Genomic DNA, 25,907 nt, shown 5'->3' on the forward strand with positions numbered 1-25,907 from the left:
GACACCGCTCTTCCATTGCCACGCGCTGATTTTTGTCGAAACAATCTGACGGCGAAGTTCATCTTCCTTCTCCCCTTGTGGCAACGTTGACGAACCCAGGCGCTCGCGTGCCCCGGACGCAGCGCAGCGTCTCTTCGACGAGGCGCTGCAGAGCCGGGGCCCGGCCATCCGCAACTTCCTCTCTGGCGTTCTGGGTCCCGGCTCTGCGCCGCAACGCCAAGGGCGTTGCAGCGCGTCCGAGACACGAGCGCGGCCCGCTCTCCACATCGACGCACTTGCCGCTGGATGACACCACGGCTCTCGTGAGATGATCGGCGCCACGATCGTCTTTCGGGTGCCAAGAGCATGATGACGCTGCGTCAGGTTGAAGTGATCCGTGCCGTGATGGTGACGGGCACCATTGGCGGCGCGGCGAAGCTGCTCAACGTCTCGGCGCCGGGGATCAGCCGTCTCGTCAAATACACCGAGCGCTCGCTCGGCATCCGCTTCTTCCAGCGCCAGAACGGGCGCTACTTCCCGACGCCCGAAGCCGAAAACATCTTCGAGCAGATCAACGGCGTCTACAAGAAGGTCGATGATCTCTCCGAGATCATCTCAAAGATCGGCCGTGGCGGGTTGTCCGAACTGCGGATCGGCTCGGTGCCGAGCATCTCGCAGGTGATGGTGCCCCGCGCGATCGAGCGCGTCCGGCGCCGCTATCCCGATCTCGGCATCGACATCAACATCCTCAAGCTCGAGGAGGCCATCGACTACCTGATGCTCGGCCGCGGCGAGTGCGTCGCGATGAGCTACCGGCTGGAGCATTCCGCGCTCGACTTCATGCCGCTCGCCTCGGGCGAGCTGTACTGCATCGTGCCGCCGGGCCACGAGCTGGCCGGCCGCAAGCAGGTCTCGGCCGCCGAGATGACCCGCTATCCGCTGATCGGCATCGATCCCAACGATCCCTACGGCCGGATCATGGCCGAGATCTTCGCGCGTAACCGGCTCGACTACAACATCACCATCCGCGCGCGCTTCGGCACCACGGTCTGCGCGCTGGTGAAGGCGGGGCTCGGCATCGCCATCATCGACCAATTCACCGTGGCCCATGGCGGCTATCCCGGGATCGAGCTCCTGAAGATCGCCGAGCCGACGCGGTTCGACACCTACATCGCGGTCAAGCGCGGCGCGCCGCTGTCGCTCCATGCCGAGTATTTCATCGCGTCGCTGCGCGCCGAGATGCGCGCGGTCGAGCCGTCCCGCGGCAACGGCAGAGCCGCGCCGGTGCGGGGGCGGAAGAAATAACATGATGTTAGGTTTGCCGGATAAAAGGGTAATTGTGTTAGGCGGGAGAAAGGCTATCGTCGGACCTGGAAGCCCTGTTGCAAGCCCCCTTGGAATTGCGCGGGTTTCCCCGCTAATGACCGGGACCGAACGCTCCCTTTGAGGCGATAGCGAACCATGTCCACGCGCGGATACGCCGCCAGCAAGAAGCTCCTCACCGGCCTGATCGGTGCGCCGATCGCGCATTCCGCGTCCCCTGCCATGCATGAACGTGCCGCCGAGGCGCTCGGCCTGCGCGGCCATTATCAGCTGATCGAAGTTGCCGGCGCCGATGCGACCGGGCTCAGCATGATGCTGGAAGGCGTGCGGCGGCTCGGCTTTGCCGGCGTTAACGTCACCTACCCCTACAAGGAAGCGGTGGTCCCGCTGCTCGACGCGTTGGCGCCCGGCGCGGCCGCGATGGGCGCGGTCAACACCGTCGTGGTCAAGGAGGGCCGCCTGACCGGCCACAACACCGACACCACGGGCTTTGCGCGCGCGGTCGCGCCGCTGCTGGCGCCGGCGGGCAACGCCGTTGCGGTGATCGGCGCCGGCGGCGTCGGCAAGGCGATCGCCTTTGCGCTGGCGAGCTTGAACGTTTCCGACATCCGCATCTTCGACAGCGAGCCGGCGCGCGCCGCGACGCTCGTCTCCCTGCTGGCGCCGCGAGGCGGCGCAAGGATCGCTGCAAGCGTCGAGGACGCGCTCCACGGCGCAACCGGTCTCGTCAACGGCACCCCGGTCGGCATGCTGCCGAGCCGGGGCATGCCGGTGGCGGCCGCGCTGCTGCATGAAAAGCTGTGGGTGGCGGATGCCGTCTACTCGCCGCTGATCACGCCGCTGCTGGCGGCCGCCGAAGCCAAGGGCGCGAAGATCATGACCGGGCGGGAGCTCGCGATCTATCAGGCGGCCGACGCTTTCGAACTGTTCACGGGCCTTGCCCCATCGACCGAGGTCATGGGAGAGGCATTTGACGAGGTGATGGCGGCACGAAGCTCAGCCTATCACGCAGCGTAACTGAAGCGGCCGGGCACAAGGCCGCGGACAATCTCGACGAAAAATGGGAGGAGACATCATGAAATCGACCCTGCTGGCAGGCGCTCTGCTTGCCTTCGCGACTGCAACCAGTGCCCACGCCCAGGCGATCAAGCTCGCCGACGTCGCCGAGCTCTCCGGCGGCGGCGCCACCGTCGGCACCAATTGGAAGAACGGCATCGATCTCGCGATCGAGGAGATCAACGCCAAGGGCGGCGTGCTCGGCCGCAAGCTGGAGGTGACCCACGCGGACTCTCAGTCCAATCCGGGCGTGGCGCGTGCCCAGGTGCAGAAGGCGCTCGATGCCGAGCCCTATGTGCTGCTCGGGCCCGGCTATTCCGGCTCGGTAAAGGTCACAGCCCCACTCGCGGCCGAAGCCGGCATCGCGCAGATCATGGGCGGCGAAGCCGCCGAGCTGACGCAGGCCGGCAACAAATTCCTGTTCCGCACCTCGTTCGGCCAGCAATCCTCGATGCCGAAGGTCGCGAAGTACATCCACGACGAGATGAAGGCGAAGACGGTCGCGGTGGTCTGGGTCAACAACGACTTCGGCCGCGGCGGGCGCGACGTCGTCATCAAGGAGCTCGACCGTCTCGGCTCCAAGGTGGTCGCCGACCTCTCCACCGAAGCGGGCCAGGCCGATTTCGCCGCCGACGTCGGCAAGATCAAGGCGGCCAATCCCGATGCCGTGTTCGTCTACCTCAACGAGGAAGAGAGCGCGCGCATCCTGAAGGAGCTGAAGCGCCAGGGCGTCACCGCGCCGCTGATGGGCGAGACCACGCTGATCGGCCAGAAGGTGATCGAGCTCGCCGGCGATGCTGCCAACGGCGCGCGCGGCCATGTCGGCCTCACCACCGATGCGCCGGTCGACCTGATCAAGCAATTCCGCGAGAAGTTTTCCAAGAAGTACAATTACGTCCCTGATCATAACGGTCTGAAGGGTTATCTCGCCGTCTACATGGTGAAAGCCACCACCGAGAAGATGGGCAAGGTCGACCCGAAGAAGTTTGCCGACACGCTGCACGGTCTCACCATCAAGGCCGCGGACGAGCCGGGCATCCTGATGGACGTCACCTTCAGCGACACCGGCGACATCGACCGCCAGAGCTTTCTGGTCGAGGTCGTGGAAGGCAAGCAGGTCGTGAAACAGGTTCTGCCGAAGGTGAAGTGAGGTTTTCTTCGCCTTCCTCTCCCTCTCCCCGTTCTTGCGGGGAGAGGGAGAGGGTGAGGGGCCGCCTCCGCGAATTCAACAGTCACTGTGTTCGCGGAAAGAACCCCTCGCCCCACCCTCTCCCCGCGAAGAGCGGGGAGAGGGGGTGATAGAGCTGAATTCGCGTCGCATTCACTCGGGCTCTAACGATCAAAGAGAACCCATGTCCAACCTATTCGATCTTCTGGTCGCGGGGCTTGCCACCGGCGCGATCTATGCGCTGGTCGCGGTCGGCTTCACGCTGCTGTGGCAGACTTCGCAGACCATCAATTTCGCGCAAGGCGAGTTCGTGATGCTGCCGGCGTTCCTGATGCTGGCGGCGATGCATGCCGGCGCGCCGTTCTGGCTCGCGATCATCCTCGGCATCCTGCTCTCGATGATCCTGCTCGGGCTCGCTTTCAAGATGCTGCTGGTCGATCCGATGATGCGCCATGGCGTGCTGCCGCTGGCGATCGCGACCATGGCGCTCGCGATCGGCCTCAAGGAAGCCGTGAAACAGTTCTTCAGCGCCGAGGCCTCGCCCTTCCCGTCGATCGTGCCGACCGGTGACATCTTCATCCTCGGCCACGCCGTCTCGCTGCAAAGCATCGGCGTGCTCATCGTCGCCATTCTTGCGGTGTTCGGCCTGACTGCGCTCCTCAACCGCACCTCGCTCGGCCACCAGATGCAGGCGGCTGCCCAAAACCCGACGGTGGCGCGCATCATCGGCGTGCCCGTCGAGCGGATGATCCTGCTGACGTTCCTGATCAACGCCCTCCTGGTCGCGCTGGCTTCGCTCTTGATCACGCCGATCTACCTTGCAAAATTCTCGTCCGGCGAGGTGCTGGGCCAGGCCGCCTTCATCGCCGCCATCGTCGGCGGCTTCAACCAGGTGCGCGGCGCGATCGCCGGTGGCCTCTTGATCGGCGTGCTCGACAATCTCGCCGCCGCCTATGTCTCGACGCAATACCGCGCCGCCGTGCCGATGATCTTCCTGATTGTCGTCATCCTGTTCCGGCCGCAGGGCTTGCTCGGCCGCGCCGAGGAGCGGACGGTATGAGCAGCTTTGGCAAACCCTTGAAGATCGCGCTCGGCCTTGCCGTCATCGCCGCGTTGATCATTGTTCCCATGAACTTCAACCGCTACGGCCTGTTCATCCTCAGCCAGTGGGCGGTGATGAGCATCGCCGCGATGGGCCTCAACCTCACACTCGGCTATGCCGGCCAGGTCTCGCTGGCGCAGGGCGCGTTCGTCGGCATCGGCGCTTATGCGGCGGCGATCATGACCACCCATGGCTGGCCACTGCCGGCGGCGATCCTGGTCGCGATCGCCTTGAGCTTCGCGGTCGGCTGGGTGCTCGGCTATCCTGCGCTACGCGTGCAGCACCATTACCTCGCCTTCGTCACGCTGGCCTTCTCCACCCTCGCCTTCCTGGTGTTCCGCAACGAGAGCTGGCTCACCGGTGGCATCTACGGCATCTCCAACATCCCGCGGCCGCATATTTTCGGCATCGCGACCAACAAGCCGCTCCCCTTCTACTATGTCTGCCTCGGCTCGCTCGCGATCGTATCGCTTGCCGTGTGGTGGCTGATCCGGTCGCCCTGGGGCCGCGCCTTCATGGCGCTTCGCGAAAATCCGCTGCGCGCGCAATCGCTCGGCATCGACACGCGGCGCTACACGCTGATGGCGTTCGCGATCGGCTCGGCGCTCGGCGGCATCGCCGGCGCGCTCTATGCGCCGTTGACCCAATATATCGACCCTGTTCCCTTCAACCTGTCGCTCTCGCTCGACCTGCTGATGATGGTGATCGTCGGCGGCGCGGGCTTCTATTTCGGCCCGTTCCTGGGCGCAATGATCGCGGTGCTGCTGCCGGAATGGCTGCGATTCACGGAAGGGTATTATCTGATGCTCTATGCCATTGCGGTGATGCTGCTGCTGATCTGGTCGCCGACCGGCATCCTCGGAATCCTCGATCGCTATCTCGCCGAGCGCCGCACCAAGGCGGCGTCCGCCTTGCGCGCCGTCGCAAAGTCGCGCCTGGAGACGGTGCAATGAGCGCGGTCCTGGAAGTCTCCGAGATCAAGAAGAATTTTGGCGGCATCAGCGCCGTCGACGGCGTCTCCTTCGACGTGCGCGAGGGCGAGATCCTCGGCCTGATCGGTCCGAACGGCTGCGGCAAGTCGACCCTGTTCAACTGCATCCTCGGCCAGCTCACGCCGTCGGGCGGCGAGGTCAAGCTCGACGGCAAGCTTGTCACGGGCCTCCGCCCCGCCGAGCTCAACAAGCTCGGCGTCAGCCGCACCTTCCAGCTGTTGCAGGTGTTTCCAAAACTCTCGGTGCGCGAGAACCTGATCCTCGCGGGCCAGGAGCACCAAGGCAATATGGCCTCGCGCCTGGTCGGCCGCTCCGATGCCGGACTGACCGAGGCCGCCAACCAGATGATCGGCTTCTTCAAGCTCGATCATCTCGCCGATGAGCCCGCCGGCGGATTGTCCTACGGCCAGCAGAAGCTGCTCGATGCCGCCATGGCCTTCATGGGCGGCCCGCGCCTCGTGCTGCTCGACGAGCCCGCCGGCGGCGTCAACCCGTCGATGCTGGTGGACCTCAAGGACCGCCTGGTCGCGATCAACCGCGAGAAGAACGCCACCTTCGTCGTGATCGAGCACAACATGGAATTCGTGATGTCGCTGTGCTCGCGCGTGATGGTGATGGCGGAAGGCAAGGTGCTGGCGATGGGACGGCCGGACGAGGTGCGCAAGAACCCCGCCGTGATCGAAGCCTATCTCGGACATTAGGGAGAGCGAGCCATGAGCGACCCAATCCTCTCGGTTCACAATCTCGTCGGCGGCTACGGCAAGATGACGATCTTGAACGGCACCGCCTTTGCCGTGCCTCAAGCCACGATCACGACGATCATCGGCCCGAACGGCGCCGGCAAGTCGACCGTGTTCAAGGCGATCTTCGGCCTGCTCAGGCTGCGCGAGGGCAAGATCAGCTTTGCCGGCCGCGACGTCACGAATTTGAGTCAGCGGGCGCTGCTCAATGCCGGCATCTGCTACGTGCCGCAGGGCCGCAACATCTTCCCCGAGCTGTCCGTGCGCCACAATATCGAGCTCGGCGGCGTCGCGGCCGAGAAGGGCCTCGACTTGCCGAAGCGGATCGAGGCGGCGCTCGACCTGTTCCCGGCGCTGCGGCGGAAGTCGACACAGCAGGCCTCGACGCTCTCGGGCGGCGAGCAGAAGCAGCTCGAGATCGCTCGCTCGCTGCTGCTCGAACCCAAGCTGGTGCTGATCGACGAGCCCTCGATCGGCCTGTCGCCGCTGATGGTGCAGCAGACCTTCGACATCCTGAAGAGCTTGCGCGACCGCGGCGTCACCATCCTGATGATCGAGCAGAACGCACGCTCGGCGCTGGAGATCTCCGACATCGGCATCGTGCTCGAGCTTGGCCAGACCCGCATGGTCGACGACGCCAAGCGCATTTTGAACGATCCACGCATCGGCCAGCTCTTCCTCGGCGGCGCCATGGAGGAGAGTGCGGCATGAGTGCGCGAATGCGCATCGCTGTTGCGGGCGCCGGCCTGATCGGCCGCCGCCATATCGAGCTGATCGCAGCCTCAAAGGAGTGCGAGCTCGCCGGCATCGCCGATCCCTCGCCTGCCGCCAGGGACTACGCGCAGGCCCAAGGCACGCCCTGCTATGCGGATCATCGCACGCTGCTGGCGCAGGAAAAACCCGATGGCCTGATCATCGCCTCGCCCAACACGCTGCATCTGCCGATGGCGCTCGATTGCGCGGCGGCGGGCGTGCCGGCGCTGATCGAGAAGCCGGTGACGGAGACGGTGGCGACTGCGCAGCGCCTTTGCGCTGCGATCAGGCGAACCGGCGTGCCGATGCTGATCGGCCATCACCGCCGGCACAATCCGATCATCAAGGCTGCGCGCGAGACAGTGGCGAACGGTAGGCTCGGCCGGCTCACTGCCGTGGTCGGGCTGTGGCTGCTGAAGAAGCCCGATGATTACTTCGAGGTGACCTGGCGCCGCGAGCAGGGCGGCGGGCCGCTGCTGATCAACCTGATCCATGACATCGACAATCTCCGCTTCATCTGCGGCGAGATCACCGAGGTGCAGGCGCTGACGTCGAACAAGGTGCGCGGCTTCGCGGTCGAAGACACCGCGGCGCTGCTGCTGCGCTTTGCGGGTGGCGCGCTCGGCACCGTGACCGTTTCGGATGCGACACCGGCGCCGTGGAGCTGGGAGCTCTCTTCCGGCGAGAACTCTGCTTATCCGAGACAGGATCAGCCCTGCTACATCTTCTCCGGCACCGGGGGATCGCTGTCGGTGCCGAATATGGAGCTGTGGTCCTACGCACAGCAGCCCGGCTGGTACACGCCGCTGTCGCGCGAAACGATTGCACCGCCTGCATTCGATCCGCTGGTCGAGCAGCTCCGGCATTTCTGCGCGGTCATCGCGGGCCAGGAGCAGCCGTTAATCACGGCCGAGGACGCGATGGGGACGCTCGCCGTCGTCGAAGCCGTCAGCGAGGCCGCGCGCACGGGCCAGACAATCTCACCGGGGCGAATCATGGAGCAGGCCGCATGAACAAGCGCTCGATCGCCACGGTCTCCCTCTCCGGCACCCTCGACGAAAAGCTCCGCGCCATCGCCGCTGCCGGCTTCGACGCGGTCGAGATCTTCGAGAATGATTTGCTGTCGTTCGGCGCAGGCCCGCGCGACATCGCAAAGCTCTGCGGCGATCTCAACCTGACGATCTGCGCGTTCCAGCCGTTCCGCGACTTCGAAGGGATGCCGGAACCGCAGCGGTCGCGCAATTTCGCCCGCGCCGAGCGGAAGTTCGATTTGATGCAAGAGCTCGGCACTGATCTCCTGCTGATCTGCTCCAACGTCTCGCCCGCCTCGCTCGGCGGCATCGACCGCGCCGCCGACGATTTTCGCGAGCTGGGCGAACGCGCCGCCAAGCGGTCTTTGCGCGTCGGCTACGAGGCACTGGCCTGGGGCCGCCATGTCAACGACTACCGCGATGCCTGGGAGATCGTGCGCCGCGCCGATCACCCGGCGATCGGCGTCATCCTCGACAGCTTTCACGCGCTGGCGCCGGGCTTTCCAACCGGCGCGATGGCCTCGATCCCCGGCGACAAGATCTTTCTGGTGCAGCTTGCGGACGCGCCGAAGCTCGAGCTCGACATTCTCTCCTGGAGCCGGCACTTCCGCTCCTTCCCCGGCCAGGGCGATCTGCCGGTCGGCGAGTTCATGACGGCGGTCGCGGCGACCGGCTATGCCGGGCCGCTGTCGCTGGAGATCTTCAACGACCAGTTCCGTGCCGGCTCGGCCGCGCAGACCGCGCTCGACGGCCTGCGCTCGCTGATCCTGCTGGAGGACCAGCTCGCGCCGGATTGGCCGAGATTCGCCGCCGAGCCGCTGGCGCCGAAGGCAAAGAGCCGCGGCATCGGCTTCGTCGAGTTTGCCGTCAACGAGAGCAAAGCCGGCGACCTCGCCCGCCTGTTTTCCCAACTCGGCTTCCGCAAGACCGGCGCGCATCGCAGCAAGGCGGTGGAACGCTGGTCGCAAGGCAAGGTCGAGCTCGTCATCAACAGCGAGACCGACGGCTTTGCCCATTCTCACTACGTCACCCACGGCCCCGGCGTCTGCGCCATCGCGCTCGATGTCGACAATGCCGGTCTTGCCATGCAGCGCGCCGAGATGCTGAAGGCGCGCACCTTCTACCAGCCGGTCGGACCGGGCGAGCTGGAGATCCCGGCGATCCACGGCGTCGGCGGTAGCCTGCTCTATTTCCTGGATCAGGCCGGCAAGAACTGGGACACCGATTTCGAGCCTGTCCCGAGCAAGGCGCACGCAGACGCGCTGCTCGCGGTCGATCACATCGCGCAGTCGATGCCTTATGACGAGATGCTGTCCTGGCTATTGTTCTACACCGGCATCCTCGACCTCAAGCGGCTGCCGCAAATGGAGATCGCCGATCCCAGAGGCCTCGTGCAGAGCCAGGCCATCGTCAACGCCGACCAGAGCCTGCGCTTCGTGCTCAACGGCTCCTCCGCCAACCGCACGCTGCCGGCGCGCTTCATCTCGGAGTTTTTCGGCTCAGGCGTGCAGCATGTCGCGTTCGCGTGCCGGGACATCTTTGCGACGGTCGCAGACATGCGCAGGCGCGGCGCGGATTTTCTCGACATCCCCGCCAATTACTACGATGACATCGAAGCCAAATACGACCTCGCGCCCGAGCTGATGGCGCAGCTGCGCGCCAACCACATCCTCTACGACCGCGAGGGCGACGGCGAGTTCTTCCAGGTCTACACCCACATCTTCGACGAGCGCTTCTTCTTCGAGATCGTCGAGCGCAGGACCTATCAAGGCTTTGGCGCAGCCAACGCCGGCATCAGGCTCGCCGCGCAAGCCCGCGAGGTGCGCCCCCCCAGCATGCCGCGGGTGTAGGAGACGCTCTACGCGCCGTCATTGCGAGGAGCCCTCGCGGCGCTCGCAATGACGGAGGAGATAGCTAGGAGAGCCCCTCTCCCCGCTTGCGAGGAGAGGGAACGGCAAAGCCTCACTTCATCTTGCACTTGTCGTGGAAACGATCCTGGTCGTTCTCCACGATGGTCGCCACCGTCTTCAACGCGAGCTGGCCTTCGGCGTCCTTGACGACGTCCTGGAGATAGAAGCTCTGCACCGGGATGTGGTTGTTGCCGTATTTGAACGCGCCGCGCAGCGACTTGAAGTTGGCCTTCTCCATCTCGGCCTTCATCGCGTCCTTCTTGCTGGTGTCACCCTTCACCGCGACCACCGCGCTGTTGATGAGCTGGGCGGCGTCATAGGCTTGCGCGCCGTAATAGGTCGGGCGCAGCCCGGTGTACTTCTTGCGGTAGTCGGCGACGAAGCGCTTGTTCTGCTCGTTGGGCAGGTCGTTGACCCATTCCTGTGCGCCGGGCACCCCGAGCGCGTTCTCCTTCTGCAGCGGCAGCGACAGCTCGTCGACGGTGAAGGCGGTGTAGAGCGGCATCGTGCTCTTCAGGCCGGCCTGCGCATATTGGTTGAGGAATTGCACGCCGGCAGCGCCCGGATAGAACACGAAGATCGACTCGGCGCCCGACGCGCGCGCCTTGGAGAGCTCGGCGGAGAAATCGAGCTGGCTCGGCCAGACCGTGTACTCCTCGCCCTTGACCTCACCCTTGAACGTGCTCTTCACGCCCGCGAGCATGTCCTTGCCGGCCGCGTAGTTGGGGCCGATCAGGAACACGCTCTTGACGCCCTTCTGGTTCATGTAGAGGCCCATGGCGGCGGGCGTCTGGTCGTTCTGCCAGGAGGTCGAGAACACGTAAGGCGAGCAGAGCTCGCCGGCGAGCTGCGACGGGCCGGCATTGGCCGAGATCAGGAACGTCTGCGAATCGACGGCCGTCTTCAGCGAAGCCAGGAGCACGTTCGACCAGATATAGCCGACGATGAAATCGACCTTGTCCGACTGCACCAGCTTCTCGGTCTTCTGCTTGCCGACATCGGGCTTCTGGCCGTCGTCCTCGTAGATGACCTCGACCGGCTTGCCGTCCATCTTGCGGCCCATGTGATCCAGCGCGAGCTCGAAGGAATTGCGCATGTCGTTGCCGATCACGGCGGTCGGTCCGCTGAAGGTCGAAACGAAGCCGATCTTGATGGTGTCGCCGGCGAAAGCCGGGCTCGCCAGCACCAGCGCCGCTGCGCCCGCCAGCCAGAATGCCGTCCTCATAATCACTCCCCTCCTTATGATTGAGCCCGCGAGCGGGGTGATCGCCGCCCCGGGCCTTCTCTATTGAACGCAAAATCTGTCGAGCCGCCAATGGCTCAGCGCCTGCCCCTGCACCATATTTCGCCCCCATCGCGGATGGCAAGAAATATAATTCTACTTAGTTCGACCAAGACTGCGGTGCTTTTCGCGCCGGATCGATACGTCCAGCCTATGCCGCGATTGATGACGGCTATTGGACCGCGACACCCGATCCGCACTTAAATGAGGAAGAAGCAGCAGCAAGATTCGAGGGCGTATCATGGCCGCACATCTCCATCGCGTCGTCATCGTCGGCGCCGGCTTCGGCGGGCTGGAGGCGACCTACCGGCTCGCGGGCGCCCCGGTCGAGATCACCCTGATCGACCGCCGCAATCATCATCTGTTTCAGCCGCTGCTCTACCAGGTCGCGACCGCATCGCTCGCGACCAGCGAGATCGCCTGGCCGATCCGCCATCTCATGCGCGACCGCCGTGAAGTGACGACGCTGTTCGCGACCGTGAGCGGCGTCGATGCCGAAAGGCGCTGCGTGCTGATCGACGACGGCAGCGAGGTGCCCTACGACACGCTGGTGCTGGCGACCGGCGCGCGGCACGCCTATTTCGGCCACGACGAGTGGGAGCAATGGGCGCCGGGCCTGAAGACGCTGGAGGATGCGACCACGCTGCGCCGCCACATCCTGGTGGCGTTCGAGCGCGCCGAGCGCGAGACCGATCCAGCGAGGCGCGCGGCGCGGCTGACCTTCGTCATCGTCGGCGCCGGGCCGACCGGCGTCGAGCTCGCCGGCACCATCGCCGAAATGGCGCACCACACGCTGCCCGGCGATTTCCGCAACATCGACACGACGAAAGCGCGCGTCGTGCTGATCGAAGCGGGGCCGCGCGTGCTCGCGGGCTTCGCCGACGATCTCTCGGCCTACGCGCAGGCGTCGCTGGAGAAGATCGGCGTCGAGGTCGTGCTCGGGCAGGCCGTTACCGAGATCAATCGCGAGGGCGTCGTGTTCGGCGGCAAGCTGCTCGAGGCCAAGACACGGATCTGGGCCGCCGGCGTGCGCGCCTCGCCCGCCGCCGAATGGCTGGGCGCACCAGCCGATCGCGCCGGCCGCGTGCAGGTCGAGGCCGACCTCACCATTCCCGGCCATCCCGAGATCTTTGCAATCGGCGACACTGTCAGCATCAATGCCTGGGACGGCAAGCCGGTGCCCGGCATCGCGCCGGCGGCGAAGCAGCAAGGCCGTCACGTCGCCGAGACCATCAGAGCGCGGCTAGGCGGCGCTGCGACCGGCCCGTTCCGCTACAAGCACGCCGGCAGCCTCGCCCAGATCGGCAAGCGCCTGGCGGTGATCGACTTCGGCAAGGTCAAGCTGCGCGGCACAATCGCGTGGTGGATCTGGGGCATCGCCCACATCTACTTCCTGATCGGCCTCCGCCACCGCCTCAGCGTCGCGCTGAGCTGGCTCTGGATCTACGCGCGCGATCAGCGCGCAGCGCGGCTGATCACGCAGGGGTCAAGCAAGGTGGTGTAGGGACGCTCCTCTTGTGTCCCGGACGCGGCGCGGCATGAAATGACGCGGCGCAAAGCCGGGACCCAGCAGCTATGGGCCCCGGCTCTGCGGCGCATCGCTTCGCGCTGCACCGCGTCCGGGGCACGAGACTTACTTCACCAGCTCACACCCGCCCTCCGCCAGCGGGCGGAAGGCTTGGTCCGCGGGAATGGTCGAGACCAGCTTGTAATAGTCGTACGGATATTTCGACTCCTCCGGCTTCTTCACCTCGAACAGGTACATCGGATGTACGACGCGGCCGTCCTGCCGGATCGTGGTGTCGCCGAACAGCCTGTCCTTGCCCTTGAACTTCTTCATCTCGGGCACGACGTCCTTGGCAATGTCGCTGCCGGTGGCGGCGATGGCATTGAGATAGGCCAGCGTCGAGGCATAGACGCCGGCCTGGTTACCGCTCGGCATCTTGCCGTTCATGCCGGGCCGCGCAGCGAAGCGCTTGGCGAACGCGCGCGTGTCATCGTTCATGTCCCAGTAGAAGGCTTCCATCAGCTGCAGGCCCTGCGCGACCTTGATGCCCATGCCGTGGACGTCGTTGATGAAGAGCAGGAAGGCGACGAGCCTCTGTCCGTTCTGCTGGATGCCGAACTCGGCGGCCTGCTTCACGGCGTTGATGGTGTCGCCGCCGGCATTGGCAAGGCCGATCACCTGCGCCTTCGAACTTTGCGCCTGCAGCAGGAAGGAGGCGAAATCGGAGGTGCCGAGCGGATGTTTGGACGAGCCAATCACCTTGCCGCCATGAGCCTCGATGTATTTCTGCGCCTCCGATTCGATGCCCTTGCCGAGCGCAAAATCGACCGTGAGGAAGTACCAGTCCTTGCCGCCGCGCGAGACCATGGCCGCCGCGGTGGTGTTTCCCGTGGCCCAGGTGTCGTTGACCCATTGGATGGTGTTGGGGGAGCAGGCCTTGCCGGTGAGATCGGAGCTTGCGGTCGAGGACGCCAGGAAGGTCATGCGGCTGTCGCGCAACAGCGTATTGATGGAAAGACCCACCGCCGAGTTCGGCACGTCGACGATGGCATCGACGCCTTCGACGTCGAGCCACTTTCGCGCGATCGCCGAACCCACGTCGGCCTTGTTCTGGTGGTCGGCATAGACGATCTCGACCTTGATGTTCTTGCCCCCGCCGTTGAAATCCTCCGCCGCCATGCGCGCGGCTTCCACCGAGCCCATGCCGTTGGTGTCCTGGAAGATGCCGGAGATGTCGTTGAGCACGCCGATTCGCACGACATTGTCCGAGATCTCGGCGCTTGCCGCGCCGGATATCAGGCTTGCGGCCAGCACAAGCGCGCACTTCAAATGCTTCATGGTTCCCTCCCCTGTTGATGCGTTGCCGCGCCGGTCGTTGCCGGGAGCGGTTGAAAAATCAGACCTGCCGTTCCGGCAGTCTCACGATGAGCCCGTCGAGCTCGGGCGTGACCTTGATCTGGCAGGACAACCGGCTCGCCGGCCGCCGTTCGCTCGCGGTGCCGTCGAGCAGCGCGTCCTCGTCATCGGCCATAGCAGGCAGGCGCGCGAGCCAGCTTTCATCGACATAGACGTGACAGGTCGCGCACATGGCGTTGCCGCCGCATTCAGCCAGAATGCCGTCGAGGCCGTGACGGGTCGCCGCCTGCATGGCGCTCTCGCCGCTCGCGGTCTCGACGCGCTCGGACTTGCCGTCCGGATGGATGAAGGTGATGGCGGGCATGAAGCTCCTCGTCAGGCCGGGGTGATCGTCACAGGCAGGCTGTCGAGCCCGCGCAGCGTGTTGTTGAAGCGGCGTTTCGGCTCGCCCGTGATCTCGATTTTCGCGACACGGCGCGCCAGCGCGGTCAGCATCACCTCGCCCTCGAGGCGGGCGACTAGCTGGCCGACGCACATGTGGATGCCCGAGCCGAAGCCGACATGACCGGAGGTCCGGCGGGTGACGTCGTAGCTGTCGGGCTTGTCCCAGCGCCTGGGATCGCGATTGGCGGCGGCCAGGAACATCAGCACTTTCTCGCCCTCGCCGATCCTGGCGCCTGAGAGCTCGACGTCGCGCGTCGTGGTGCGGAAGAAGGTCTGCACCGGGCTCTCGAACCGCACCGCCTCCTCGAAGGCGTTGCGCGCCAACGTCAGGTCGTCGCGCAGGCGCTGCCACTGGTCGGGGAAGCGCGCCAGGCAATAGACGGCGGCACCGATGCCGTTGACGGTGGTGTCGAGGCCGGCCGACAGCAGCGAGCGCACCAGCAGCGGCGCCTCGGTGGCCGTGATCTCGCCGTCGTCGACGCGGGCATGAATGCAGGCACCGAAGCCGCCGGGCGCCAGATTGTCGCGCTGGCACTGCTCGGCAACATAGGCCTGGTGCGGCGCCGAGCGCGCGATCGCCTCCTGGCGCAGCTCATTCGGCGGGCCGAATGCGTTGAACACGACGCTGGCGTAGGGAATCAGATGCTCGCGCCCCTCCGGCTTCAGGCCCAGCGCATCCGGAAAGATCGAGAGCGGATAGGCTTCCGCAAGATCGGCGATCGCGTCGAAGCTGCGCATTTCGATCAGCGCGTCCACCCGCTGCTCCGCCGCGGCGGCAAAGCGGTCGCGCACCTGCTTCATCGCGGTCGGCGACAGCACTTTCGACAGCACGGCGCGGGTGCGGGTGTGCGCGGGCGGGTCGGCTTCGAGGATCAGGCTCGGCGGCCGCCACGGCGTCTCCTTCTTGAAGTCGGACAGGCCGACACCGCGGCTGGAGCAGAAGGTGGCGGGATCGTTCAACACCGCATGGACCTCGGCATAGCGCGCCACGCCATAAACGTTCCACTTGTCGAGATAGACCACCGGTCCGGCCTCCCGCAGCAGCTGATGTGCGGGATAAGGATCGGCAAAAAACGTCATGTCGAAAGGATCGACGTCGAGATGCGGGATGGAAGCAGGGCCCGTCGATGCCGGGGTGCCGGATGCGGTCATGGGAGACCTCCCTCATTTTGATCTTGTGAAAGAGCGGCGCATGCCATTAGGTCTTTGGGCCCACCGCGAGTCAGAACCCCGACATGCCTGCGCCTTCGACCAGATCCCGCCAAAAGCCTGCGCCCGTTGAGGCGGGACCGACGCTCGATCTCGACCGTTACGTCCCGGCGTTCGTCACCTTCATCGCCAACAAGCTCTCCAACAGCGCGACCGCGTTCTATCAGCGGGAATTCGGCGTCAACGTCACGGAATGGCGGATCATGTCGCTGCTGGCGATCGAGCCGGGCATTCCGGCCTCGCGCATCTGCCACGTCATCGGCTTCGACAAGGGGCCCGTGAGCCGGACGCTGGCTGGCCTCGAAAAGCGCGGCCTGATCTCGATCCGCACCGACCCGAACGACGGCCGCACCCATTCGATCGCGCTGACGGCAAAGGGCCGCGCCACGCATGACAAGGTGATCGTGGCGGCGCTCGAGCGCGAACGACAGCTGCTGTCGTGCCTGAACAAGGACGAGCGCGAGATGCTGATCGATCTGCTCCGCCGGCTGCACGAGAATCTCGGCGCGGTCACTGGCATCGAGTCCTGACGGGTCGCGCTTCAAGCGCCACCTTCCGTCGTATCCAGGCATGCGCCGGCGTTTGCCGACGGCACCATGCGGGCCGAGCATCGTTTCCTCCAGGATCAGACGCGGCAGTTTTCCTGCCGTCATCGCTCCCTGGAACGGTTCGCATAAATTAGTTGCTTAGGCAACAAAATAATCAGAAATATATTGCGGCAGGAGCTGGCTTGGTTCGTCGGCCCGGATCTCGTGTCCCGGACGCGCAGCAGCGTGAAACGCTGCTGCGCAGAGCCGGGACCCATGTCGCCGCGGTGCACTGAGATAGATGGGCCCCGGCTCTGCAGCGCAGCACACCGGACGATGCTTCGCATCGCCGGGAGTGCTGCGCTGCGTCCGGGGCATGAAAGGATTATGCGGAGCTACAGCATATCAGCCGGCGCAACCGATCCACGCGCCCGACGCATCGTCGTTCAGCCGCGTCACGGCATCGGCACGCCGCGTCAGCACGGCGCGCTGGTTGATGTAGCCCTTGTCGGTGATCTCGCCGCCGTCGACCGACGGCGGCTCGGCGAGCAGCAGCGCGCGGGTGGCGTGGCCGGAGGAGTTGGGGCCCTGCTGTTTCAGCTTTCCGAGGCCCTGCGCGATGGCACTCCTGACCATGTCATGGGCGAGCACCTCGTTCACCTCAGCCGTGTCGGGTAAACTGGCATGGGCGCGGCAGGCCGCGATGTTCGGGAACACCAGAAAGCGCACCTCGTCACCACCGTGGCCTGCGACCACGATGTCCTGCGCCAGCGGCGAAAGCGCGGCGATGCCGGCAACGCGCAGCGTGCCGACATTGACCCAGGTGCCGGAGTTGAGCTTGAAATCCTCGGCGACACGGCCATCGAAGAACAGGCCGCGCTCCGGCCGCGCACGATCAGCAAGCTTGACGGCATCGCCGATCAGGTAAAAGCCCTCATCGTCGAACGCCTGCCGGGTCAGCTCCGGCGCCTTCCAATAACCCGGCGTGACGTTGGGGCCGCGCACGCGCACCTCCAGCTTGTCGCCTGAGGTGACGAGCTTCAATTCGGTGCCGGGAATCGGCACGCCGATATTGCCGGAGCGCTCGGCGAGGAAATGGCAGTCGGTCGCAAGCGGCGAAGTTTCCGTCGAGCCCCAGGCCGAAACCATAGGCAGCGCGCGGCCGACCGTCTTGATCGAGAGTTCCTCGATAGCATCCCAGAGATTTTGCGGCAGCGCGGCGCCGGCATAGAAGCCAAATTTCACCTCGCTGAAGAAGCGGCGGCGCAGCTCCTCGTCGCCGCGCAGCGCCGCGATCAGCATGTCGAAGCCGCGCGGCACGTTGAAATAGACCGTCGGCATCACGCTTTTCAAATTGGCCAGCGACGTCGCGAACAGGCCGGGCGCGGGCTTGCCGCCGTCGATATAGAGCGAGCCGCCGTTGCGGAGCACGAGATTGAAATTGTGGTTGGCACCAAAGGTGTGGCTCCAGGGCAGCCAGTCGAGAATGACGAGATCACCACGCGTCTGTTCGAGAAAGGTCCAGGTCTGCGCCTTGGCCTGTTGGCTCGAGGTCAGCATGCGCTGGGTGTTGATGACGGCTTTCGGCGTGCCGGTCGAGCCTGACGTGAACAGGAATTTTGCGATCGTGTCCGGCGTCACCGCCGCAAACGCCGTTGCGACGTCGCGTGTCTCGGGCGTTGCCGCGACGGTGCGGAAGGCGAGCGCGTCGGCATCGTCGGCATTGCCGCTGATGATCTGCGCATTGTGCAGCGGCGCGATGGCGGCCAGCGCGGCCGCGAAGGGTTTGGTCCCAGAGACGTAAATCGCGCCCGGCTCGAGCAGCGTGATCATGCTCTTGAGCTTCTCGAAATCCCTCGACATCAGCGAATAGGCCGGCGAGATCGCGGCGGAGGGCACGCCGACATGCTGGGCGGCAAGCGCGAGCAACGCGTGATCGATGCTGTTGTCGGAGAGGATCGCGAGCGGGCGCTCCGCGCTGAGGCCCTGCGCCAGAATCCAGGACGCCGCCGCACGCACCTGGCGCAGCGCCTGCGCATAGGTGACATTGGTCCAGGGCGCATCGACATTGCCGCGCTCGGCGAGGAAGATCGCATCCGGCGTCTGCCGCGCAAAATGCTCCAGCCAGTCGCCGACGCAGCGCGCGCCATCCCGCAACGGATCGAGCGAGCGCAGCACGATGCTGCCGTCGGGGCGATGCTCTGCGACGGTCCGCGGGCTTGCGAACAGGCCCGCAACGTCACCGCGTGGGGCGACTGTCATGTGTGTCCTCCCTCCGGCCGGATCCGGGACCGGCCGCAGCCTCGTCCGGGCTGCTTTGGCCATAATGTTGGGCATGACAATTGTTGTCGTCAACAACAATCTTTCGCCGGGACCTGCGAGGCGCTAAGGTTGCCGGGCGGGAGACACGATGTGACAGCCAGCGCAACCCAGACTGCCCCACGCAAGCGCGCCGGCAACGGCGCGGCGCCTCACGATGTCGCCGACGAGATCGGCCTCGATGCGCTGGTCGGGCACGCCGGCTATGCGGTGCGGCGCTTCCAGATCTGGATCTTCCAGGACTTCATCAAGACGCTTGGCGCGGTCGACATCCGGCCGACGCAATATTCGGTGCTGACGCTGATCGGCGCCAATCCGGGCCTGTCGCAGATGGCGGTGGCAAAGCGCCTCGGCATCGAGCGCGCCCGGCTGGTGCATCTGCTCGACAGCCTCGAGCAGCGTAACTACGTCAAGCGGGTCAAGTCGAAGGTGGACCGGCGCTCTCATGCGCTCCACCTGACCACGCAGGGCGAGACGGCGCTGGCAAAATTCAAGCGGCTCGCGGCCGAGCACGAGCGGCACGTCGAAGAGAAGATCGGCAAGGAAAACCGGGCGCAACTGCTCCGGATCCTCGCCGGCTTCACCTGATCTCGGCTGCCTACGATTTGGGCGGATACCTTGTCGCAGGGCGACGGTGTCGCCGCCGACGAGCTTGTCGAAATACCTCCTAAGCCACTGATTACACGATAGTCTTCCAGAGCGATCGTACCGCCCTGATATTGTACACAATGGCACATCGCTTGCTTCCCTCGCGGGTAGGGACAGATTGCCGGAGTTTTGTCGCCATGTGGGCTGAGCAGCCAGAAACGATCGCCGCGATCGTGGCCGCGCATCGCGCGGGCACGCTGACGCCGGCAGAGACGATCGCGCGGACCTATCAGCGCATCCGCGACCACGACGATCCCGCCATCTTCATCAGCCTGCGCGACGAGACGGATGCGGTCGCGGAGGCCGAGAGGCTCGCTGCGCGTGCGGATGCCGCCGACCTGCCGCTCTACGGCGTGCCGGTCGCGGTGAAGGACAATATCGACGCGCTGGGCTTTGCGACCACCGCGGCCTGCCCGGCCTTCTCCACTACGCCGACGCGCGACTCGACCGCGGTGGCTCGCCTGCGTGCCGCCGGCGCCATCGTCATCGGCAAGACCAATCTCGACCAGTTCGCGACCGGCCTCGTCGGCGTACGCTCGCCCTACGGCATTCCCAAGAATTCGGTCCGTGACGATCTCATCCCCGGCGGATCGAGCTCGGGCTCCGCAGTCGCCGTCGGCGCCGGCCTCGTTCCGCTGTCGCTCGGCACCGACACCGCCGGGTCGGGCCGCGTGCCGGCGATGCTCAACAACATCGTCGGGCTGAAACCGAGCCTCGGCATGATCTCGAATGCGGGCCTCGTGCCGGCCTGCCGCACGCTCGACTGCATCTCGGTATTCGCGCTGACAGTGGATGATGCTGCGCTTGCCCTCTCCGTGATGGCAGGCCCGGACCCGGCCGATCCGTTCTCACGCGACCGGCCGCCGGGCCCGCTCACACAATTCCCCGCAAATCTCCGCCTCGGCGTGCCGCGCAACGGACAACTGATCTTCTTCGGCGACAAGAAATCGGAAACCGCCTACGCCGATGCGCTGAAGCGCTGGACCGCGCTTGGCGCGACGCTGGTCGAGTTCGACCTCGAGCCGTTCTACGAGACGGCGCGACTGCTCTATGAGGGCCCGTGGGTCGCCGAGCGCTACCTCGTGATCAAGGATCTGCTCGCCTCCGCGCCTGACGCGATCCATCCGGTGACGCGCGAGATCACGGCGGCGGGCGCGCGGCTCACGGCGGCCGAGACCTTTGCGGCACTGTACCGCCTGCAGGGCCTTCGCAAGATCGCCGAGCGCACCTTTGCCGATATCGACGCGCTGGTGCTGCCGACGGCGCCGACCGCCTATACGACCGCGCAGGTGCTCGCCAACCCGATCGAGCTCAACAGCCGGCTCGGGACCTACACCAATTTCGTCAACCTGCTCGACCTCTGCGGCCTCGCCGTGCCGGCCTCGATGCGCGCCGACGGCATTCCGTTCGGCATCACGCTGCTCGCCCCCGCGGGACATGACGCGCTGCTCGCGAGCATTGGCCGCGTCTTCCAAGCGGATACGAAGCTCGGTCTCGGCGCGAAGGGCGCGGCTCAAGCTCTGCTCCCGCCGCTGCCGGCAAGCGGTGGCGACGACATTCCGATCGCGGTCGTCGGTGCGCATCTGTCCGGCATGGTGCTGAACGGCGAATTGAAAGCGCTGGACGCTAAGCCGATCGAGGCGACCAGGACTGCGCCCGATTACAAGCTCTACGCGCTCAAGACCACGCCGACGAAGCCCGGCCTGCTGCGTGTCGCAGCCGGCAAGGGCGCGTCGATCGAGCTGGAGATCTGGTCGCTGTCGCCATCCGCCTTCGGCAAGTTCGTCAACGCGATTCCATCGCCGATGGCGATCGGCACGGTGCGGCTTGCGGACGGCCGCTCGGTGAAGGGGTTTTTGGTCGAGCCCGAAGTGCTCGGCGATGCCCGGGACATCACCAGCTACGGCGGTTGGCGGAAGTTCATGGCGGAAGCGGCGAAGGAGTGATTCCGCTCCGCTGTCGTCCCGGACAAGCGCAGCTTTGGACAACGCATCGCGTTGTCCAAAGCGAAGCGCCGATCGCGGGGACGACAGCGAGTGTGTAGCAACAACCCGCCCTACACCGACACCGCGTAGATCTCGTACTCCCCGCGCACCAGCTCGATATGCGCGCGCATCGCGGCGGCGGCGCCCTGCTTGTCGCCGCGCATGATGGCGACGACGACACGATCGTGCTCGGCTTGCGATTTGGCGAGGCGTCCGAGATTGCGGAACTGGGCGCGACGGAACGGCTGCACGCGGACGCGGGTCGCGAGCGTGATCTCGGCGATGTAGCCGTTCTGCGAGCCCGCGTAGATCGCGTTGTGGAAGCGTTCGTTGACCTCGTGAAAGCGATCGGGATTGCCGGTGTAGCTCAGCACCCGCAGCTCCTCGTGGATGGCTTCCAGGCCGTGGCGCTCGGCCGCGGACATGCGCTCGGCAGCAAGGCCGGCGCACAGCGCCTCGAGCTCCGCCATCGCCTCGAACATGCTCTTGAGCCGCTCGATCGAGGGCTGCGCCACCACCGCGCCGCGATGGGCACGCGCTTCGACGAGGCCGCTTGCCACGAGCTGACGCAGCGCCTCGCGCACCGGCGTCCGTGAGACGTTGAAGCGGCGCGCGACGTCGGTCTCGTCCAGCGGTGCGCCGGGGGCCAGGGCGCCGCGCACGATCTCGTCGGCGAGCTGCAGGCGCAGTTCCTCGGCGCGCGTGACCTTATGCACGCTCCGCTGCGCCCGGTCGACGCGCGGCACCACCGGTTCGGTCGGCAATGCTCCCTGCGGAAGATCGTCAAGCGTCATGCGATCTCTTTCGGCTCGTCGATGACGCTGACATGGGCAGCGACGACGCGCCAACCCTCGGGAAAGCGGATCCAGGTCTGCATCTGCCGGCCGACTTTGCCCGGCGCCGTGTCGCGATAGAACAGGGTGGAGGCGACGGCCGTATCGCGGCCATAGCTGGTGATGACCGTCTTGGCGGTGCGGCGGTTGAGGCCGACCGGCGAGCGCGCGGCGCGGAATCCGCTTATCGCCTCATAGCCGTAGAGGTTCTCGCCGATGCCATAGCGCAGCGTACGGGGATCCTTGCGAAAGAGCTCACCGAGCACGGCAACGTCGTTGCTGACGAGGGCCTGCTCATAACGATCGAACGCGGCTTTGACGTCCGCGATCACTTCGGGGAGATCGATCTCCATCTCAAATTCCTCTCGGCGACGGCGCAGCGACGACGCCCATCTTTTCCAACGCATACGCAACGCGGAGCGCAATGTCCTCGCGCCAGGGCGCAGCGATGATCTGCACGCCGATCGGCAGCGGCTCGAGCGGCACCGGGACTGCCACCACCGGCAGGCCGATGAACGAGATCGGCTGGGTGTGGATACCGATATTGGCGCGCACCGGCAGCTCGACGCCGTCGAGATTGAAATTCACCTGGCCGAGCTTCGGTGCGGTGCAAGGCGTTGCCGGCGCGAGCAGCACGTCGACTGACTTGAATATCTCCGCGAGCTGAGCGCGATACCAGCGGCGGAATTTCTGGGCGCGGTCGGCCAGCGGCGCCGGCACCATGGCGCCTGCGATCAAGCGGTCGCGCACCGCCGGATCGAAATCGTTCGGGCGCTTGCGCAGGCGATCGAGATGCAACGAGGCGCCTTCGGTGGTGGTGATAACATAGGCCGCCGCGCGGGCGCGCGCGGCTTCGGGGATATCGATCACGTCAGTGGCACCAAGCGCCTTGGCGACGCGGCTGACCGCTTCGACGGCTTCCGGAAACACGTTCTTCTGGAAGTATCCCCCGGCAACCGCAATGCGCAGGTCCGACACCGGATTGGCGAGCAGCGGCAGCGTCGGCTCCAGCCCGCGCGTGGTGCAGGCGCTGTCCTCCGCGTCCGGGCCCTGCATCGCGTCATAGGCGAGCGCGAGATCGGTGGCCGAGCGTGCGAACGGGCCGAGATGGTCGAGGCTCGCGACGAACGGGAACGAGCGCGCCCGCGACAGCCGGCCATAGGTCGGCTTCAGGCCAAAGATGCCGCAGAACGAGGACGGCACGCGGATCGAGCCATTGGTGTCCGAGCCGAGCGCGATCGGCACCAGCGCGCCGCCGACGGCGCTGCCCGAGCCGCCGGACGAGCCGCCGGTCATCCGCGTGGTGTCGTGCGGATTGCGCGAGGGACCGTCATGGACGTTCTCGCCGGTGAAGTCGTAGGCGTATTCGCCCATGTTGAGCGCGCCGACCAGCACGGCGCCGGCCGCCTCCATCCGCTCGATCAGCGTGGCGTCACGTTTGGCCGGTGCGAGGTCGCGGTTGATCTTCGAACCTGCGCGCGTTGGCAGCCCGGCGACGTCGAACAGGTTTTTCACCGCGAAGGGGACACCGGCGAGCGGGCCGATCGGCTTGCCGGCGGCAATGTCGGCATCGATGGCGCGCGCCTTGGCGCGGGCGCGATCGGCAGTGACGTCGGTGAAGGAATTGAGGATGCCATCGTGCTGCTTGATGCGCGCCAGCGCTGCTTCCGTGGCATCTAGCGCGGACATTTTGCGGGCCGCGACCGCGCTCGCTATTCCTGCGGCCGTCATCTCTGGCTTGCTGGTCATGGCAACATCAAGCGGTGAAAATCGGCGCCGGCTCGGTCTCGTCCGGCAGCGCGAATTCGTCGACCATGCGGCCAAGCCGCAGCGAGACTTCGAGGTTGGCGCGCACCGCAGGCCTCCAGGCCTCTTCCACCGGCAGCGCCAGCGCTTTCGATACGGCGTCGATATAATCGTCCAGCGGTTCGGCCATCACGCGTCCCAAACAATCTCTCAATGCACCGGCAACGGCGGATGCGGGATCGCCGTCAGCAGCTCCTTGGTGTAGTCGTCCCGCGGATCGCGCAAGACCTGCTCGGAAGAGCCTTCCTCGACGATTCGACCCGTCCGCATCACAATGACACGATCGCACAACAAGCGCACCACATTCAAATCATGCGAGACGAACAGATAGCTCATACCTAGCCGCGCCTTGAGGTCCTGAAGCAGGTTCAACACGACCGCCTGAACCGAGACGTCGAGCGCCGCCGTCGGCTCGTCGAGGATGACGAGCTTTGGATGCAGCGCGATGGCGCGGGCGATGCCGACGCGGGCCTTCTGCCCGCCGGACAATTGATGCGGGAAGCGGTCGAGCAGATTGTGCGGCAGGCCGACCATGGTGGCGAGCTCCTCGCAGCGCGCGCGGAGCGCGTCGCGTCCCCTGATATCGCCGAGCTGCAGAAGCGGGTCCGCAATGGCGCGCGCGGCGGTGAAGCGCGGATTGAGGCTGTCGGTCGGATCCTGGAATACCATCTGGATGCGGCTGCGCTGCGGCAGGCGGGCGAAAGAAGCGGGAGCGATGCCGCCGATATCCTCGCCGTCGAACCGGATCAGGCCGGAGCTCTGGTCCAAAAGCCGCATCACCATCATCGACGTCGTCGATTTGCCGCAGCCGGATTCGCCGACCAGCCCGACGCTCTCGCCATGGCCGATGGCGAAGCTGATACCGTCGACGGCGCGGAACATTTCAGGCTCGACGGGCGGCTTGCGGCCGAACAGCTTTCCGAGCACCGCGGTGGCGCCCTGGCGGGGATATTCTTTCACGAGCTTGTCGACGAGCAGGAGGGGCTGGCTCTCACCACTCGCTGTGCTGCGCGTGTCGGCCTCTCCCCGCACGCGGGGAGAGGCGAAGGAGGCCGCCGCAGATTCTTCCTCCGGCAGCAAGTCTCGCAACGACACACCAAGCCGCGGCGTCGCGCGCATCAGCTTCTTGGTGTAGGGATGCTGCGGGTTGGCAAAAATGTCGGCAGCCTTGGCTGTCTCGACCACGCGGCCCTTCTCCATCACCACGACGCGGTCGCAATAGGCGGCAGCCAAGCCGAGATCGTGCGTGATCAGAATGGTCGACATCGCGCGGCGCCTGGTCAGCTCGACGATCAGGTCCATCACCGCCTTCTGGGTGGTGACGTCGAGGCCGGTGGTCGGCTCGTCCGCGATCAGAAGCTGCGGATTGCAGGCGAGCGCGAGCGCGATGACGACGCGCTGGCACATGCCTCCCGAAAGCTCGAACGGATAGGCGTGGTAGCGCTCGCGCGGTCGGGCGATCTTGACCTGCTCCAGCGCCTCGATCGCCTTCTCGCCGTGATCTCTAACCTGGGCCTGCTGCACATGGGTGCGCAGCACGTCCTCGATCTGATCACCGACTTTCCGGATCGGATTCAGTGCCGCACGCGGGTTCTGGAAAATCATCGAGACTTCGCGGCCGCGCAGATCGCGCAACTGGTCTTCGCTCGCCGCCTTGACGTCGATGCCGGAGAACATCACCGAGCCTTCGGCGATGCGGCCCGCACGATCGAGGATGCGCATCACCGCATAGGACGTCACCGACTTGCCGGAGCCGGACTCGCCGACGATGGCCAGCGTCTCGCCCTTGGCGACGGAGATGTTGACGTGCTGCACGGCCTTGACGATGCCGCGGCGGGTGGTGAATTCGACGGTGAGGTCTCGGACGTCGAGCAGCGGCTGGGCGGTCATGCGGGCCTGCCGTCATTCAAAAAATGCGAGAACAACCCCATGCACAG

General features: G+C 65.7%; 23 protein-coding genes. 13 read left to right on the forward strand and 10 right to left on the reverse strand.

Annotation, left to right across the window (positions count from 1 at the left end; all coding sequences use genetic code 11):
* Nucleotides 1–345 precede the first annotated feature (345 nt).
* The 9 genes from XH84_RS18115 to XH84_RS18155 all read left to right on the forward strand — a co-directional run bounded on the left by XH84_RS18115 (nt 346) and on the right by XH84_RS18155 (nt 9,994).
* The gene (locus XH84_RS18115) at nt 346–1,284 is read left to right on the forward strand and encodes a LysR family transcriptional regulator (protein ID WP_128922912.1); all 939 of its coding nucleotides are present in this window, start codon (nt 346–348) and stop codon (nt 1,282–1,284) included.
* Nucleotides 1,285–1,440: 156 nt separating this feature from the next.
* Nucleotides 1,441–2,319, forward strand: a complete 879-nt coding sequence (locus XH84_RS18120; protein ID WP_128922911.1) for a shikimate dehydrogenase — start codon at nt 1,441–1,443, stop codon at nt 2,317–2,319.
* 58 nt (nt 2,320–2,377) lie between these two features.
* Nucleotides 2,378–3,508, forward strand: a complete 1,131-nt coding sequence (locus XH84_RS18125) for an ABC transporter substrate-binding protein (RefSeq protein WP_128922910.1) — start codon at nt 2,378–2,380, stop codon at nt 3,506–3,508.
* Between the two features lie 202 nt (nt 3,509–3,710).
* Entirely contained in the window at nt 3,711–4,586 is an 876-nt protein-coding gene (locus tag XH84_RS18130; protein ID WP_128922909.1) for a branched-chain amino acid ABC transporter permease, read from the forward strand.
* Nucleotides 4,583–5,581, forward strand: coding sequence for a branched-chain amino acid ABC transporter permease (locus XH84_RS18135; protein WP_128922908.1), 999 nt, complete (start codon nt 4,583–4,585; stop codon nt 5,579–5,581). Before XH84_RS18130 ends, XH84_RS18135 begins: the two co-directional genes overlap by 4 nt.
* A complete protein-coding gene (locus XH84_RS18140; RefSeq protein ID WP_128922907.1) occupies nt 5,578–6,321 on the forward strand; it encodes an ABC transporter ATP-binding protein in 744 nt (247 codons plus the stop codon). The genes XH84_RS18135 and XH84_RS18140 overlap by 4 nt, the downstream gene beginning before the upstream one ends.
* 12 nt (nt 6,322–6,333) lie before the next feature.
* Complete coding sequence (locus XH84_RS18145; RefSeq protein ID WP_128922906.1) at nt 6,334–7,071, forward strand: ABC transporter ATP-binding protein; 738 nt, start codon at nt 6,334–6,336, stop codon at nt 7,069–7,071.
* The gene (locus XH84_RS18150; RefSeq protein ID WP_128922905.1) at nt 7,068–8,126 is read left to right on the forward strand and encodes a Gfo/Idh/MocA family protein; all 1,059 of its coding nucleotides are present in this window, start codon (nt 7,068–7,070) and stop codon (nt 8,124–8,126) included. The genes XH84_RS18145 and XH84_RS18150 overlap by 4 nt, the downstream gene beginning before the upstream one ends.
* Complete coding sequence (locus XH84_RS18155; RefSeq protein WP_128922904.1) at nt 8,123–9,994, forward strand: bifunctional sugar phosphate isomerase/epimerase/4-hydroxyphenylpyruvate dioxygenase family protein; 1,872 nt, start codon at nt 8,123–8,125, stop codon at nt 9,992–9,994. The genes XH84_RS18150 and XH84_RS18155 overlap by 4 nt, the downstream gene beginning before the upstream one ends.
* A 112-nt stretch (nt 9,995–10,106) precedes the next feature.
* Here XH84_RS18155 and XH84_RS18160 read toward each other — a convergent pair whose 3' ends face one another.
* Nucleotides 10,107–11,279, reverse strand: coding sequence for an ABC transporter substrate-binding protein (locus XH84_RS18160; protein WP_128922903.1), 1,173 nt, complete (start codon nt 11,277–11,279; stop codon nt 10,107–10,109).
* Nucleotides 11,280–11,577: 298 nt separating this feature from the next.
* On the opposite strand from XH84_RS18160, the gene XH84_RS18165 reads away from it, so the two are divergent.
* Nucleotides 11,578–12,840 carry an NAD(P)/FAD-dependent oxidoreductase gene (locus tag XH84_RS18165; protein ID WP_128922902.1) on the forward strand — a complete coding sequence of 421 codons (1,263 nt, stop codon included), beginning with the start codon at nt 11,578–11,580 and terminating at the stop codon, nt 12,838–12,840.
* A gap of 129 nt (nt 12,841–12,969) precedes the next feature.
* Here XH84_RS18165 and XH84_RS18170 read toward each other — a convergent pair whose 3' ends face one another.
* From XH84_RS18170 to XH84_RS18180, 3 genes are read right to left on the reverse strand one after another with little or no spacing between them, the layout of a single operon-like run.
* Nucleotides 12,970–14,181, reverse strand: coding sequence for an ABC transporter substrate-binding protein (locus tag XH84_RS18170; protein WP_128922901.1), 1,212 nt, complete (start codon nt 14,179–14,181; stop codon nt 12,970–12,972).
* 58 nt (nt 14,182–14,239) lie between these two features.
* On the reverse strand, nt 14,240–14,563 hold the full coding sequence (locus XH84_RS18175) for a 2Fe-2S iron-sulfur cluster-binding protein (protein WP_128922900.1): 324 nt from the start codon (nt 14,561–14,563) through the stop codon (nt 14,240–14,242).
* An 11-nt stretch (nt 14,564–14,574) separates the two neighbouring features.
* Nucleotides 14,575–15,795: a cytochrome P450 gene (locus XH84_RS18180; RefSeq protein ID WP_128922899.1), complete on the reverse strand. Its 1,221-nt coding sequence runs from the start codon at nt 15,793–15,795 to the stop codon at nt 14,575–14,577.
* Nucleotides 15,796–15,878: 83 nt separating this feature from the next.
* On the opposite strand from XH84_RS18180, the gene XH84_RS18185 reads away from it, so the two are divergent.
* The gene (locus tag XH84_RS18185; RefSeq protein WP_128922898.1) at nt 15,879–16,382 is read left to right on the forward strand and encodes a MarR family winged helix-turn-helix transcriptional regulator; all 504 of its coding nucleotides are present in this window, start codon (nt 15,879–15,881) and stop codon (nt 16,380–16,382) included.
* Nucleotides 16,383–16,784: 402 nt separating this feature from the next.
* On the opposite strand, the gene XH84_RS18190 is transcribed toward XH84_RS18185, so the two are convergent.
* Nucleotides 16,785–18,641 carry a feruloyl-CoA synthase gene (locus tag XH84_RS18190; protein WP_164936685.1) on the reverse strand — a complete coding sequence of 619 codons (1,857 nt, stop codon included), beginning with the start codon at nt 18,639–18,641 and terminating at the stop codon, nt 16,785–16,787.
* A 150-nt stretch (nt 18,642–18,791) separates the two neighbouring features.
* Here XH84_RS18190 and XH84_RS18195 point away from each other — a divergent pair, with 150 nt between their 5' ends.
* Both XH84_RS18195 and atzF read left to right on the forward strand, forming a co-directional pair.
* On the forward strand, nt 18,792–19,286 hold the full coding sequence (locus XH84_RS18195) for a MarR family winged helix-turn-helix transcriptional regulator (protein ID WP_164936684.1): 495 nt from the start codon (nt 18,792–18,794) through the stop codon (nt 19,284–19,286).
* A gap of 197 nt (nt 19,287–19,483) precedes the next feature.
* Complete coding sequence (atzF, locus tag XH84_RS18200; protein ID WP_128922896.1) at nt 19,484–21,292, forward strand: allophanate hydrolase; 1,809 nt, start codon at nt 19,484–19,486, stop codon at nt 21,290–21,292.
* 110 nt (nt 21,293–21,402) lie between these two features.
* Here the strand turns inward: atzF and XH84_RS18205 are convergent, their stop codons facing one another.
* The 5 genes from XH84_RS18205 to XH84_RS18225 are packed head-to-tail and all read right to left on the reverse strand — an operon-like array spanning nt 21,403 to nt 25,860.
* Complete coding sequence (locus XH84_RS18205; protein ID WP_128922895.1) at nt 21,403–22,125, reverse strand: GntR family transcriptional regulator; 723 nt, start codon at nt 22,123–22,125, stop codon at nt 21,403–21,405.
* The gene (gene hpxZ / locus XH84_RS18210) at nt 22,122–22,517 is read right to left on the reverse strand and encodes an oxalurate catabolism protein HpxZ (protein ID WP_128922894.1); all 396 of its coding nucleotides are present in this window, start codon (nt 22,515–22,517) and stop codon (nt 22,122–22,124) included. Before hpxZ ends, XH84_RS18205 begins: the two co-directional genes overlap by 4 nt.
* A 1-nt stretch (nt 22,518) precedes the next feature.
* Nucleotides 22,519–23,913: an AtzE family amidohydrolase gene (locus XH84_RS18215; protein ID WP_164936683.1), complete on the reverse strand. Its 1,395-nt coding sequence runs from the start codon at nt 23,911–23,913 to the stop codon at nt 22,519–22,521.
* A gap of 7 nt (nt 23,914–23,920) precedes the next feature.
* The gene (locus XH84_RS18220; RefSeq protein ID WP_164718544.1) at nt 23,921–24,100 is read right to left on the reverse strand and encodes a DUF4089 domain-containing protein; all 180 of its coding nucleotides are present in this window, start codon (nt 24,098–24,100) and stop codon (nt 23,921–23,923) included.
* 20 nt (nt 24,101–24,120) lie between these two features.
* Nucleotides 24,121–25,860, reverse strand: a complete 1,740-nt coding sequence (locus XH84_RS18225; protein WP_128922893.1) for a dipeptide ABC transporter ATP-binding protein — start codon at nt 25,858–25,860, stop codon at nt 24,121–24,123.
* Nucleotides 25,861–25,907 lie beyond the last annotated feature (47 nt).

The organism is Bradyrhizobium nanningense, from assembly GCF_004114535.1.
Classification (GTDB): domain Bacteria; phylum Pseudomonadota; class Alphaproteobacteria; order Rhizobiales; family Xanthobacteraceae; genus Bradyrhizobium; species Bradyrhizobium nanningense.